We start from the raw sequence: 12,068 nt of genomic DNA, 5'->3' as shown, positions 1-12,068 counted from the left end.
ATCGAGCTCGTCGACCGCCGGAAGATCCTCGATATGACGGTCGAGGTTCTCACCGGCCGGACCGCCGACAGTACTGCCCGGCGCCTGCGCCGGATGCCAGCGGCGGATGGATTCCACCGCGAACGCGGCCGTGTCGTGGTCGGTGCCGACGCTGACCCAGCCGGTGTTCGCCGCGATGTCGTAGATCCCGTACGGGATCGCCTTGCCGGGCCCCTCCCGGTCGAGGAAGTCATGCGTCTTGACGGTGACCGGCAGGGGGCCCCTCCCCCCCACCCGTTCCTCCCCCGCACATCCACCGATACCGACAACGGTGGGCGTCGACGCACCCCGGATGGATCAGAAGCACCGTTTTCATGACAGCGGGACCGGACAGGGTGTATCGGTCCATGACAGTCACATCAGCAGCGGACACCACTGGGTGTCAGCGATCCGCCCAGGTATAAACACCCCTACCAGCGACAACACCCAGGAACTGACACACCCTCACTGACAAACCACCACTGACACCAACCCGGCACATCGCACGAACTGGATATGAACAGCCGTCTCGACCTGGACCTTGCGGCCACCGTGCCCGGTCCACGCAGTCCACAAGGCGAGTCGGTCGGCGCTCCGAGCTGAGCTGGCGGCAGCCAGGGTCTGCGCCCGCTGCGCGACCCGGACCCCCTGAGCTCGACGACGACGGGGAGGAGTGACCTCCCCGCAAGACAGGTCGGCCCCGGCACTGACCCAAAGGGGGCAGCGCCGGGGCCGACGGTCGGTCAGCGTAGCCGGATTCCTCACCGGTCCTGGGAGAGTTTGTACAGCTCAGCGAAGATTCCGCCCGCGTCAAGCAGCGCCTCGAACGTGTTGGACTCGGCAACGTGGCCCTGGTCGAGAACGATGATCCGGTCTGCGATGCGGGCGTTCTCCAGGTTGTGCGTCACGAACACCGCGGCCTTGCCCGCGGCCAGCTCCTTGAACCGGCGAATCACCAGGTGCTCGGCGCGCGGGTCCATCGCGGACGTCGGCTCATCCAGCATCAGCATGGCGGCGTCCCTGTAGAACGCTCTTGCGACCGCGATGCGCTGCCACTGCCCGCCGGACAGGTCGGTGCCGCCCCAGTTGGAGCTCGCGACCAGGGTGTCGAGCCCGTACGGGACTTTGTTGATGACGCTGTCCGCGCCGGCCGCCTTCGCCGCGTCCAGGAGCAGGGCGTCGTCCTCGGTGCGGGGCTGGCCGAGGTGGATGTTGGCGCGCAGGTCCATCGGCCAGCGGGTGTAGTCCTGCGGCACCAGACCGACCTTGGACCACACGCTGTGCGGGTCCGCCTCGGCGAGATCGGTACCGTCCCAGGTCACCGTGCCGCCGTTAGCGACCCGCAGCCCGGTCAGCAGGGCGGACAAGGTGGTCTTGCCGCTGCCGTTCTCGCCGACTAGGGCGATCAGTTCACCGCGTCGCAGGGTAAGGCTCACGCTGTTGACCGCCGGGGCCTCTGCGCCGGGATAGGTGTAGCTGACGTTCTCCGCGCGGATCTCGACAGGGGCGCCGGCCGGGATCGGTGTAGTGCCGCGTATGGCGCGCAGGGCCTTCGCCCGGCGCAGGAACGCCTGCCAGTCGTCCAGGTACAGCGAGGTGCGGAACAGCCGGGCTGCGGCCATGACCAGGGAGGTCAGGGCGCCGGTGGAGGTGCGTACGGCGATGACGGCGGTTGCGGCGATGGCCAGGTCCATCCGGCCGGTGGCCGCCAACCAGCCGAGCGCGACCCAGGTCGCTCCGAGCATCAGCCCGCTGACGGCGGAGCCGAGCAGAGTGACCCGCAGGACCCGGGGGGCCGCCGCCCGGTGGGTGGCCTTGATCCGGTCGGTAATCTGGCGGTACCAGGAGGTCAGGAAGGGGGCCATGGTGGTGGCGCGGACCTCGGCGGCGGTGCGGCGGTCGGTGGAGTAGTACCGCAGCAGGTAGCGCAGGTGGTTGTCCGAGATGTTCTGGTGGTCCGCCCGGTGCTGAATCCGGGCGGTGCTGATGGCGGCGGCGCCCTTGGGCACCACGGCCAGCACCAGCAGGGGCAGCAGCAGGGGGTGAAGCACCGTCAGGACCGAGGCGGCGGCGACGAGCTGGGCGAGCGCGGAAACCAGCGCCCGAGCGTCGCCGATGAGGTTCTCGGTCGCCTCGGCGCCCTTGCCCGCGGCCTGGAGGCGGTCGGTGAAGCCGGGCCGCTCGTACGCCTCCAGCTCGACCTCGGGGGTCGCGGCGATGATCTGGAGGTCCGCCTCGGTGGCGACCTCCGGCGACAGGCGGGCGGCGGCGTACACGGCGAGCGCGTCGGCCCCGGCCCGTACGCCGGTGGCGATGGCGACCACGATCAGCGCGGGGGTGGCGGCGCTGATCCGGTCGGCGACGGCGCCGTCGGTGAAGAGGTGATTCATCGCGCCGGGCAGGGCGCCGAGCGCGACGGCCGCGGAAGCGGCAACGACCAGCTGGCACAGGCCCAGCCAGAGCATCGCCGCTCTGTCGGCGGCCCAGCCGAGGCGGGTAGCGGCGGCGAGCGTACGGGGCAGCCGGGCGGCCATCCGCCACCAGGAGACGTTGGCGATGTCCTCGAAGTGGGGGTCGCTCTGGTAGCCGACCTGCTGCGGGGAGCCGGAGGTTTTCGGGGCGGGCGAGGACTGCGTCACCCGCCCCATCCTGGTGTGTCCGCCGGGACGCTCGGGGCCTTTTGAGCCGAAGTCGCCCGCGTGGTGGAGAAGCCGTCTACAGGGCCCGCAGGGCCAGTTCGACGGCGGTGATGAGGAACAGGCCCGTGCGGTACGGGGCCGCCTCATCCGGTCCGAGAGCGGCCCGCTCGACCGTCTCGTGGAACACGGCCGCCTCCAGGTATCCCAGGTCGATGAGGTGCAGGTCCTTGCCCCAGCCTCTCAGCAGCCCGGTGGCGTACTGCTCGACGGCGTGGTTCATCAGGTGGCCGAAGTTCTCCCGCATCACCGGGTGCACCACGGTGTCCGGGAGGCCCCGGGCGGCGAACCGCTCGGTCAGCAGCTTCTTGTCGCGCTTCCACTCCAGCGGGAGGCGCTGGCCGAAGCGGACGAGTTCGGGGTCGGTGAACGGGGCGAGGGTCCACAGCCCGCGCCGGGACAGCAGCGGGGTGGCGACCTCCAGGGCGACCAGTGCGGTCTCCGGCGCCACGGTGGCCGGGGAGATCCCGGTATTCACCTCGCCGAGCAGATCACGGACCTGCTCGCCGCACCAGGCCGGAGCCTCCGGGGTACGGACCGGGCCGCCGTCGGGCCGTCGGACCCGGGCGACTTCGTCGCCGCCGAACCCGGCGACCACCGTGGTGATGCCGCGCGCCATCAGCGCCTGGGCGAGCGCGTCGGCGGCCTCCAGGTGCGGCTCGTCCAGCGGGCTGATCGCCTCGGGGTGGGCCCGGCGCAGGCCGCCCGGGGCGAGCGGCGGATGCTCGGCGGCGGGCACCGTGACGTCGGGGGCGAAGCCGGTGTGGTCGATGACCATGCGGCGCCGCGCGATCTGCTGCGGACCTGCTTCACCGCCGATTAGCAGCGCGCACGGCGTGATCAGTCCCGGGTGCGCGAGGGCGAGGGAGATCGCAAGGTTGGTGGAGTCCTTCCCGCCGGACAGCTGGGCTGCGGTCTGGGCGGGGGTGAGGGGGCGGCGGGTGTAGAGGTGGTCGACGAGCGCCTCGAACGCGCCCACCAGGGCGTCGCTGTCGGTGCCTTCGGACAGTTCGGAGGGCTGGGCGTGCTCGGCCGCAGCCGGGTAGACCATGCGCAATCCCTCGGCATCCGCATACGCGGTGGAGCGTTCCGCGAGCCGCTTAATGCTGGTGAACAGGGTGTCGTGCCCGTAGCGGGGGTGCCCGGTCAGCAGCCTCATCACCTCCTTCTCGTCCAGCTTGTCCGGGGCCTGGTGGGCTTTGAGGTCCATCAGCTGCCACGAGCCGACGAGCCGCCCGTCGTCGTACGCGAGGTAGAGCGGGCACACCCCGCCGAGCCCGGTCTCCAGCCGCAGCCCGTCCGGGCCCGCTTCCATCCGTACGCACTGGAGCGGCCAGTTGCGGCACTCCTCGACGGCGCGGGCGTACAGCGCCGCGTCGACCCGCACCGGCGCCGTCGAGCGCAGCAGCGAGGCGCGGCCGGCGGCCCGCTCACGGACCACCATCAACGTCCTCGTGCCGTCGGTGACCGCCCGCGCCTCCAGGGCCGGATTCGCCAGCGGGCGGATGCGGTCCTCACCGTGCACCCAGCAGCCTTCGCCCTGCTCGCACCACTGCCACGGCCCCGTACCGGCCCGCAGATCGACCGACAACGTCAACATCCCTGAACTCCCCTCAACGGCTGGCGGACATGCGACGGGGCCCGCGCGGCGCAGGCCGGGCGCGGGCCCCGGTGGTGCTGGTGGTGCGGACGGAGCGAGGCGGTCAATCCTCGAACCGGCCCTGGTCCGAGCTCTCCTGCGGCTTCTCGTCAAAGCGCGCGGTGTCACTGGGCACGGCGGTGATCTCCGGTCCGGCGAACACGGACTCCCACGGGCGGCTCTGGTCCTGCATGGCGAACCCCTTCCCACTCGGCGAACCCGTTGACAGAACGTCATTGGGCTTCGTCAATCAGTGAACTGGGCAAGGGAGTTCACGGGTACCGTACGGAGCGCGCCAAGCCGTATATCCGGTATACGAGGGCGGTCGGCTATGACCCAGCGCACTGCGAACTACCAGCTCAAGAAGCTGATCGACGAGTCCGGGCTGCCGTACGACGGCGTCGCGCGGGCCGTGAGGGCCATCGCGTCGGAGAGCGGCCAGCGGCTGGGGACGAACAAGTCGGCTGTCCATCACTGGACCCTCGGCGCGACGCCGACCGGCCAGACCCCCGGGTACCTGGCCGAGGCGCTCTCCCGGCGCCTGGGCCGCCGGATCACCCGCGAAGATCTCGGACTCGGTTCCCCGACGGGTGGTGAAGATGAAAGCATCGGTCTGACGCTGGATTTCGATCCGATCGAGACGCTGACCGCCATCGGGAGCGCAGACGTGAACCGACGCCGTTTCCTCGCCGCCTCCGCCTACTCCATGGCTGCCGCGACGCTGCCGCTGGAGAGCGTGCAGGAAGCTGCCGCCCGTACCCGCACCGTCAGCGGCGGCGCCGTCGCCGGGCACGCCGACGTCGCGGCCGTGCGCGACATGGTGAAGCTCTTCATGGACATGGACGAGCGCCACGGGGGGCAGCATGGCCGCTCCGCGTTCGTGCAGTACCTGGTCACCGACATCGCGGACTTGTGCCGGGGCCGCTTCGCCAGTGAAGAGATCCGCGCCGAGGCGCTGTCCGTCGCCTCGGCCGGCGCTCACCTGGCGGGCTGGAAGGCGTACGACAGTGGTGAACAGGGGCTGGCGCAGAGGTATTACGTCCAGTCGCTGGCGCTCGCACGCGCCTCCGGCATCCCCGGCCAGGACGGGTTCGTGATGCGGACCATGTCCCAGCAGGGCCTGAAGCTGCACCGGCCCGAGCACTGCCTCGCGCTCGCCGAGACCGGCTGGGACCGCGCCAAGGGGCGGGTCGGCTCCCAGGTCGAGGCGCTGTTCGCCATCACCCACGCGCACGCCCTCGCCAAGACCGGCCAGGTTCCCCAGGCCCTCACTGACGTCGACCGTGCCCACGCAGCGCTTGTGGCAGGCGCCGACGACGATGTCCCGTTCTGGGCGCTGGTGTGGGGCCCGCCCGCCGCCACCGTTCACAGTCGCAGCGCGAAAGTCTTCGAGACGCTCGGTGATCCCGGTAACTCCGCGCGCAGTTACGCGACCGCCGCCGCGAGCCGCCCGGGGGCGACATACGCGCGGATCATCGCGCTCGACCTGGTCGCCGAGGCCAAGCAGGGGCAGATCGAGCAGGCGTGCACCACCTGGGGCCGGGCGATCGACACCATGGCCGGGGTGAAGTCCACCCGCACCCTCAAAGCCGTCCGGACCCTGCGCTCAGACCTGCGCCCGTACCGGTCCCGCGGCGTACGGGTAGCGGCCGAACTCGACGAACACGCGCGCCTCTTCCTCGCCCACCACCGGTGAGGACCGTACGGCACCCGCTGTAGCCTCAACCGACCGAGCTCCGGGGCGGGAGGCAAAAGCCGTGACGGCCCGCCCCGGCCCACCTCCTCCAGCTCCGGGACTTCGTTCTCGTACGGCCTCGGTACTGGTGGGCTCGCGTAATCAACTGTCGCGTATTCACTGCCGTAGGAAGCCCGCTGGTGACTGTTCGTAGTGCTGGGCGGATGCGGCTGGAGGATCGGGAGGCTCTGCTGGGTCGAGTCAGGAACTCGGAGAGCCCGTGTCGATGACGATCATCTTCTCCAGCGTGTACCTGTCCAGGTCCGGATGGTGCCCTTGCTGACCAGCTCGGATGCGGTGGAATCGGAAGGTCCCATTGGTGGTACCCGCGCTGACGATGCATCGGATCTGGAGTGGGGGTTCAACTGAACGGCCGAGACGGCAGATGTGCAAGGCCAGCGTAAGGCCCTGGGCCAGTAGGAGCCGTTGATCGGCCTCGGCGATGACAGGCTCGCCATCATCCAGGACGTCGACGGTCACGGGCACGTAGTCCTCAAGGTGGAAGCTGTTGACGCTGCACTCCCACGCGGTGAGGTCGATGAAGCCTCCGGGTCCGGTGTCACGCAGGTGACGGGCGGTATTGGTCAGCACCACCGCGTCCCCATGGAGAGTGATGCCGTTGGCTACGAGATCACGGAGGCCAGCTGTCAGTTCCCGTGGTGGCTGTGTGGGTGCGAGTCCTGTCCACGGGCCGAGGAGGGCCGCTGCCGCATCGTTCATCTGCACTGTAAGCACGTGGGCAAGGATCCCTCAGAGGCTCAGGAGAGTGGGAAGCAGGGCCGCTTCCCCGGGTCTTGGTACTGGGTGAGCTCGCCTACTCAGCTGCCGTCAGTCCGCCGTGTTGTCCATCCGGATGGTGAACCTTCCCCTTGATCGTGCAATGCCGCGAAGTTAAGGGGTGCTGTCAGCCAGCCGGAAAAGAAGACACGCCGACGTGGTGGCCGTCAGTGTCGAGAGATGACCGAGGAGTCCGGCCCCTGGCCCGCCGTCTCTGGGTCAACGACGTCATACTTATGACCGGATGATCACGACCCCACGCGGGTCCCAGCGGGGGCGCGGTCCATGACCCGCACGCTCGGGCCCGCGGTGGACAGCACCGTGGTCAGGTGTGAACCCGTACCGTTCGTAAAGGGGCACGTTGGAGGCGTTGCCGGTCTCCAGCTGCGCTGCGGTCGCGGTCGCGGTCACACTCTGCCAGACGGGGTCCCAGCAGGGCGGAGGAGACGCCGCGTCCGCGGGTACTGGGCGCGGGCAGACTACGCACATGCAGCTCCCCGCCGAAGCCGTAGCCACCGCCGTCTTGCTGGAGGTCGTAAGGATCTCCGAACTCCCGACAATGCGGGGCGCCCCATATCCCGGCAGGGCGGGTGCCCACTGGATCGGGAGCGAGGCAGACAGCGTCCTGGCCCTGATCGAGAGCTTGCCCGGCAGCGAGCAGCACCGCTGCGGCTTTTCGCCGGGCTGGAGCATCCGGGCGTACGCGGACACTCTCGACCTGGCGCTGTTCGAGGCGGCGTTCTGCTTCAGATGTCATGAAGTCCGCATGCATGGAACCGCCGTGCCACCCGCACTGGCCACGCAGTTTTTCGACGCGGGTGCCCCGCAGGCGCACGCCCTCCTGACCCTCTTCCGCGAGGCAGCCCCGTAGCCGGTCGGCCCCAGTCACAAGACCTGAAACGGTGACCTGCGAAGTCCGGCTCTAGTGCTGTGACCGCGTAGGTTCGCCGGGTTGTGATGGTGTGTCTGTACGGCTTGCTGGCAAGATCGCGTGATGACTCATCTCGGACTGGTGACCGTTGTTGTGCGTGACTACGACGAGGCCATCGCCTTCTACCGGAACGTCGTCGGGTTCGAGCTCCTGGAAGACACTCGGATCGACGATGAGAAGCGGTGGGTCGTGGTGGCTCCGCCGGGGGTGCGGGAGACGGCTGTGCTCCTGGCCAGGGCCGTGACCGGCGGGCAGAAGGCCCGTATCGGGGATCAGACCGGCGGCCGGGTCGGCTGGTTCTTGAACACCGATGCGTTTGAGCGCGACTACGAGCGGATGCGGGCGGCCGGGGCCGTGTTCGAAGAAGCGCCCCGGCAGGAGGCGTACGGCACGGTTGCCGTCTTCCGGGACCTGTATGGCAACCGCTGGGACCTGATCCAGTTGAACCGGCCCAGTGGCACTGGGCGGTAGAGGGGCCCGGGTCTGTGGCTATGCCGCCTGCAGAGGGCGTCCGCCCCAGCGGACGCCCTTCTCGCTGCGGACGCGGGCCCGTTCACGGCGCTGTGCGGCCAGGACGTCGGGGTGACGGGCGTTCTGGTTGCGCCAGCGCAGGTACTGGTGCAACTCCCGGGTCTGGACGGGGTGGTTGGGGTGGTTCGAGCTGGTGAGGGTGAACTGCCGCAGCGGCCCGAAGTGGGCCTCGATGGGGTTGGCCCAGGAGGCGTTGGTCGGGGTGAAGCAGAGCTCGGCCTTGTTCCTTGCCGCCCACCGGCGGATCTTGCTGCCTTTGTGGGCGGAGAGGTTGTCGAGGATGACGTAAATGGGGGCGCCGTCCGGGCGGGCGGCCCGGATGCTCTTGAGCGCGGAGAGGCTGTGGTCGGCGCCTTTGCGGAGGTGGTTGACACCCCAGAGCGTGTCATCGCCGACGGAGTAGCAGCCGTGGAAGTAGCGCACTCCGTGGGTGCGGTGGAAGGTGGCCGGGAGCCGGTCGGTCCTGCCCCGCCTGGCCCAGCAGGTCCCGGCAGTCGGGCGGATGCCGAGCGGCCCGAACTCATCGAAGGCGAAGGTGCGGTCGGGTCGCTGGGTGAGTGCGTACTTGATGCGCTCCAGTTTCGCGTCGAAGTCCGGGTCGGTGGACTCCTTCCAGGTCTTGGTGCGCTGGAAGGTGATACCGCGACGGGCGAGCAGGCAGCGCAGGGCCTCGCGGCCGATACGTATCGGACGGGAGACATTGTGCCGCAGGTGGTCGGCAAGCTTACGGATCGACCAGCGGGTGAAGGGTTTGCCGAGCTTGGTCGGGCGGGTGGTGGCCGTCTGGATGACGAAATCCTCGTCGTCATCGCTGAGCAGGCGGGGACGGCCTCCCGCCCACCGAGGGTCCAGGCAGGCCAGCCCGATCTCGTTGAACTTGTGGATCACATCGCGGACGGTGTCCTCGTCTGCCTGCACGAGCTTCGCGATTACCGGGACGCTGTTCCTGCCCGCCGAGGCCAGCAGCATCATCGCGCGCCGGAAGCGCACCGTGCTGGTACTGCCCCGGCGCACGATCCGCTGCAGCTTCTGCCCCTCCTGCTCGGTCAGTCTGCGCACCCGGACCGGCTGTGCCATCCCGCCTCCCCGCACCGATCGGATGTGTCGTCACATCCAACCGGCACAAGGACCATGAGCACCAACCCGGCGAACCTATGCGGTCACAGCACTAGCGTTCGGCACGGACTCCACCACGGGACTCGGGAGTCAGGAAGGTCAGCTGCTCGGAGCCGGTCCACTGCGCGGTGATGAGATCGAGGGCTGTGGGCCGCCAGGAGGGGACCGGCTCGCCCTTGTCGGGGGTCGGTCCGGCCAGGAGCACCGTGGGGCCAGCGGGGATGGGCTCGCGGGCCATGACCAGGGACGGTGCTCATGACGTAACGCCGTTCTGCGCGGCGGCGCGGGCGGCGTGCTGCGGAGTCCAGGGCAGGGGCAGGCCGTCCCCGGCCTGGCGGGGCACAGCGTGAACGTGGCGGTGTTCTTCGCGATCCGCATGTCTCACGAGACGTTCGAACTCTGCTCGTGGAGTGGCGGAGGTTTCACCCAATAGGGGCTGAGGATCGCCGAATTGATCTCCGTCTCGGGACGCCGGTCTACCAGGCTCTGGTATGAGGCGGGCCGATGACCGGCAAGGCGTCGCGGAGGCCATCCCTCACGCAGCGCACATGGCCGGGGCGTTAACCGTCGCCCTCGACAACGCCTCCGCGCACGTGGCCAAGGCGTTCAAGGGCCGCTTCCGGCAACTCGCGAAGATCGGGGTCGAGCTGCTCCTGCCCCCGTACAGCCCGGCGGTGAACGACATCGAGCTCGTCTGGCATCAGGTGAAGTACCAGGACTACCCCCGGCGCACCCGGACCAGCACCGACGCCATCGGCGAAGCCGTCGACTGCGCCATGGCACGACAGCAAGACCGGATCCGACAGTTGCGACGAGCTTCACCCGAGCCGCTTGGCAGCGCCAACTACGTGACGATGAGCAGAACGGGTCTGCTGCAGCTTCAGGTGACAAGTGTGGTCACGCGGCCCGGAGGGCCGGTGGGGTCATGACGGTCTCGAATTCGACGGGGGTCAGCCGGCCGAGTGAGACCTGCCGGCGGCGTCGGTGGTAGGTCCGCTCGATCCAGGTCACGATCGCGATCCGCAGTTCCTGGCGGGTGGCCCAGGTGCGGCGGTCGAGGACGTTCTTCTGCAGCAGGCTGAAGAAGGACTCCATGGCCGTGTTGTCGCCTGCGGCCCCGACCGGTGAGACGGTGCCGCTGCTGCAGATCAGCCCGTCCAAGACCGACCGCGAGCGCATCATCCCCGCCGACCCGGACCTGGTCGCGATCCTTGCCCGGATCATTCGCCGGATCAAGGGCACCGAGGAGCGGGGGCCTCTGCTGACCCGGTACGACGGCTACGAGCGGGTCTTCGGCCCGCCACTGCCGCACCTGTTCCAGTGCCCTTCCCAGCACCGGTTGCAGGTCATCTCTCCCAACCGGATCCGCGAGCTCCTCACCGGCCATGCGCTGCGGGCCGGCATCGTCGACGTCAACGGGTCGCCGTTGAGGTTCACGTCGCACGACTTCCGCAGAATCTTCTCGACGGAGACGGTCAACGGCGGCCTGCCGATCCACATCGCCGCGAAGCTCCTTGGCCATCTCGATCTCAGAGGACGTTCCACGCATATGCGCCGCTTCATGCCAGTTCGCGCGTGCCGGAATTAGCTACATGCAGGCGAAACAGGCGGTTTGCGCTCACGGCCTCGCCAGGAGTGATCTCTCTTTTTGCCCCGATCCACGCCGATAGCTCCTGTCCGGTTCGAAAAGCTGCTGTAAGGCGGCTTTTGCCTCGCTCGATCGAGCGATATGCCCGGGTGGGGGCCTCGTGCATGAGTATCTCCATGACCTCTTCGCAGCGACGCCTGCCGTACTTGAGCGATCTGTCCGATGCCCGCTGGGCGTTGATGGAGCCGACGTTGACGGCCTGGCGGGCCGAGCGACAGAAGACCTCGCTCAATCTGGGCGGCAAGGTCACTGACCTGCGGGAAGTCATGAACGCGATCCTCTTCCTCAACCGGACCGGCGTCCCCTGGCGCTACCTGCCGCACGACTTCCCGCCGCACACCACGGTGTTCGGCTACTTCAGCACCTGGAGCGCGGACGGCACCATCGAGAAACTCGGCCTTCACCTCCACCGGATGGTCCGTGAGCAGGCAGGACGCACTGCCGAGCCCACCGCCTGCGTGATCGACGCCCAGAGCGTGAAGACCGCGACCAGTGTGCCCACCGACACCCAGGGCACGGATGCCGGGAAGAAGATCGTGGGCCGCAAGCGCAGCATCGTCGTCGACACCCTCGGCCTATTACTGCTGGTCATGGTCACCGCCGCCAGCGTCTCCGACAACGAGGCCGGCAAACAGCTCCTCACTCAAGTCGCCGCCGAGCACCCCACGATCACCAAGGCATGGGTCGACACCGGCTACAAGACCAAGGCCATCGAGCACGGCGCCGCCCTCGGCATCGACGTCGACGTAGTCCCGCGAAACGAGCAGGTCAAAGGCTTCTCCGTGATCCCCAGGCGCTGGCTCGTCGAGCGGAGTTTCGGGTGGATCATGATGCACCGACGCCTCGCCCGCGACTACGAGACCAAACCCGCACACTCCGAGAGCATAATCCGCATCGCGATGATCTCAACCCTCGCGAAACGAGCGACCGGCGAAACGCCCATAACCTGGCACAACCCATGAATCGCCCCGTTTTTA

12 protein-coding genes and 2 pseudogenes are annotated in these 12,068 nt (G+C 68.8%); 6 read left to right on the top strand and 8 right to left on the bottom strand.

Annotated features, from left to right (window positions below; genetic code table 11):
- Positions 1-96: 96 nt before the first annotated feature.
- From OG897_RS31415 to OG897_RS31400, 4 genes and pseudogenes are all read right to left on the bottom strand, one after another.
- A pseudogene (locus OG897_RS31415) lies at positions 97-243 on the bottom strand (ISAzo13 family transposase); the annotation flags it as partial.
- A 536-nt stretch (positions 244-779) separates the two neighbouring features.
- A complete protein-coding gene (locus OG897_RS31410) occupies positions 780-2,666 on the bottom strand; it encodes an ATP-binding cassette domain-containing protein (RefSeq protein ID WP_266662112.1) in 1,887 nt (628 codons plus the stop codon).
- Between the two features lie 67 nt (positions 2,667-2,733).
- Entirely contained in the window at positions 2,734-4,314 is a 1,581-nt protein-coding gene (locus OG897_RS31405; RefSeq protein WP_266662110.1) for a hypothetical protein, read from the bottom strand.
- Positions 4,315-4,417: 103 nt separating this feature from the next.
- On the bottom strand, positions 4,418-4,546 hold the full coding sequence (locus OG897_RS31400) for a hypothetical protein (protein ID WP_266662108.1): 129 nt from the start codon (positions 4,544-4,546) through the stop codon (positions 4,418-4,420).
- A 138-nt stretch (positions 4,547-4,684) separates the two neighbouring features.
- On the opposite strand from OG897_RS31400, the gene OG897_RS31395 reads away from it, so the two are divergent.
- Positions 4,685-6,049 (top strand): hypothetical protein, encoded by a 1,365-nt coding sequence (locus OG897_RS31395; protein ID WP_266662106.1) that lies wholly within the window; start codon positions 4,685-4,687, stop codon positions 6,047-6,049.
- A gap of 240 nt (positions 6,050-6,289) precedes the next feature.
- Here OG897_RS31395 and OG897_RS31390 read toward each other — a convergent pair whose 3' ends face one another.
- A complete protein-coding gene (locus tag OG897_RS31390; RefSeq protein ID WP_266662104.1) occupies positions 6,290-6,823 on the bottom strand; it encodes a hypothetical protein in 534 nt (177 codons plus the stop codon).
- Positions 6,824-7,352: 529 nt separating this feature from the next.
- On the opposite strand from OG897_RS31390, the gene OG897_RS31385 reads away from it, so the two are divergent.
- Both OG897_RS31385 and OG897_RS31380 read left to right on the top strand, forming a co-directional pair.
- A complete protein-coding gene (locus OG897_RS31385) occupies positions 7,353-7,736 on the top strand; it encodes a hypothetical protein (protein ID WP_266662102.1) in 384 nt (127 codons plus the stop codon).
- 123 nt (positions 7,737-7,859) lie between these two features.
- Positions 7,860-8,267: a VOC family protein gene (locus OG897_RS31380; RefSeq protein WP_266662100.1), complete on the top strand. Its 408-nt coding sequence runs from the start codon at positions 7,860-7,862 to the stop codon at positions 8,265-8,267.
- An 18-nt stretch (positions 8,268-8,285) separates the two neighbouring features.
- On the opposite strand, the gene OG897_RS31375 is transcribed toward OG897_RS31380, so the two are convergent.
- Together OG897_RS31375 and OG897_RS31370 are read right to left on the bottom strand one after the other, a co-directional pair.
- On the bottom strand, positions 8,286-9,404 hold the full coding sequence (locus OG897_RS31375; RefSeq protein WP_266662098.1) for an IS630 family transposase: 1,119 nt from the start codon (positions 9,402-9,404) through the stop codon (positions 8,286-8,288).
- 91 nt (positions 9,405-9,495) lie between these two features.
- Positions 9,496-9,681: a hypothetical protein gene (locus OG897_RS31370; RefSeq protein WP_266662097.1), complete on the bottom strand. Its 186-nt coding sequence runs from the start codon at positions 9,679-9,681 to the stop codon at positions 9,496-9,498.
- 310 nt (positions 9,682-9,991) lie between these two features.
- On the opposite strand from OG897_RS31370, the gene OG897_RS31365 reads away from it, so the two are divergent.
- Positions 9,992-10,372 (top strand): transposase, encoded by a 381-nt coding sequence (locus OG897_RS31365; RefSeq protein WP_266662096.1) that lies wholly within the window; start codon positions 9,992-9,994, stop codon positions 10,370-10,372.
- On the opposite strand, the pseudogene OG897_RS31360 reads toward OG897_RS31365, so the two are convergent.
- Positions 10,341-10,583, bottom strand: a pseudogene (locus OG897_RS31360) (IS3 family transposase); the annotation flags it as partial. The gene OG897_RS31365 and the pseudogene OG897_RS31360 overlap by 32 nt on opposite strands.
- Here OG897_RS31360 and OG897_RS31355 point away from each other — a divergent pair.
- Entirely contained in the window at positions 10,537-11,031 is a 495-nt protein-coding gene (locus tag OG897_RS31355) for a tyrosine-type recombinase/integrase (RefSeq protein ID WP_266662094.1), read from the top strand. The pseudogene OG897_RS31360 and the gene OG897_RS31355 sit on opposite strands and share 47 nt — an antisense overlap.
- Before the next feature lie 176 nt (positions 11,032-11,207).
- A complete protein-coding gene (locus OG897_RS31350; RefSeq protein ID WP_266662092.1) occupies positions 11,208-12,053 on the top strand; it encodes an IS5 family transposase in 846 nt (281 codons plus the stop codon).
- Positions 12,054-12,068: the final 15 nt, after the last annotated feature.

The sequence above is a fragment of the Streptomyces sp. NBC_00237 genome, from assembly GCF_026342435.1.
GTDB lineage: Bacteria > Actinomycetota > Actinomycetes > Streptomycetales > Streptomycetaceae > Streptomyces.
The sequence above is the reverse complement of the archived record's forward strand: the minus strand, read 5'-3'. Positions and strand labels throughout refer to the sequence as shown.

Excerpts from the sequence above, each read along its gene's own strand:
- OG897_RS31385 (WP_266662102.1), top strand. The coding sequence starts at position 7,353 with ATGCAGCTCCCCGCCGAAGCCGTAGCCACCGCCGTCTTGCTGGAGGTC.
- OG897_RS31395 (WP_266662106.1), top strand. The coding sequence starts at position 4,685 with ATGACCCAGCGCACTGCGAACTACCAGCTCAAGAAGCTGATCGACGAG.
- OG897_RS31400 (WP_266662108.1), bottom strand. The coding sequence starts at position 4,546 with ATGCAGGACCAGAGCCGCCCGTGGGAGTCCGTGTTCGCCGGACCGGAG.
- OG897_RS31410 (WP_266662112.1), bottom strand. The coding sequence starts at position 2,666 with ATGGGGCGGGTGACGCAGTCCTCGCCCGCCCCGAAAACCTCCGGCTCC.
- OG897_RS31405 (WP_266662110.1), bottom strand. The coding sequence starts at position 4,314 with ATGTTGACGTTGTCGGTCGATCTGCGGGCCGGTACGGGGCCGTGGCAG.
- OG897_RS31380 (WP_266662100.1), top strand. The coding sequence starts at position 7,860 with ATGACTCATCTCGGACTGGTGACCGTTGTTGTGCGTGACTACGACGAG.
- OG897_RS31350 (WP_266662092.1), top strand. The coding sequence starts at position 11,208 with ATGACCTCTTCGCAGCGACGCCTGCCGTACTTGAGCGATCTGTCCGAT.
- OG897_RS31370 (WP_266662097.1), bottom strand. The coding sequence starts at position 9,681 with ATGGCCCGCGAGCCCATCCCCGCTGGCCCCACGGTGCTCCTGGCCGGA.
- OG897_RS31355 (WP_266662094.1), top strand. The coding sequence starts at position 10,537 with ATGGCCGTGTTGTCGCCTGCGGCCCCGACCGGTGAGACGGTGCCGCTG.
- OG897_RS31365 (WP_266662096.1), top strand. The coding sequence starts at position 9,992 with ATGGCCGGGGCGTTAACCGTCGCCCTCGACAACGCCTCCGCGCACGTG.
- OG897_RS31375 (WP_266662098.1), bottom strand. The coding sequence starts at position 9,404 with ATGGCACAGCCGGTCCGGGTGCGCAGACTGACCGAGCAGGAGGGGCAG.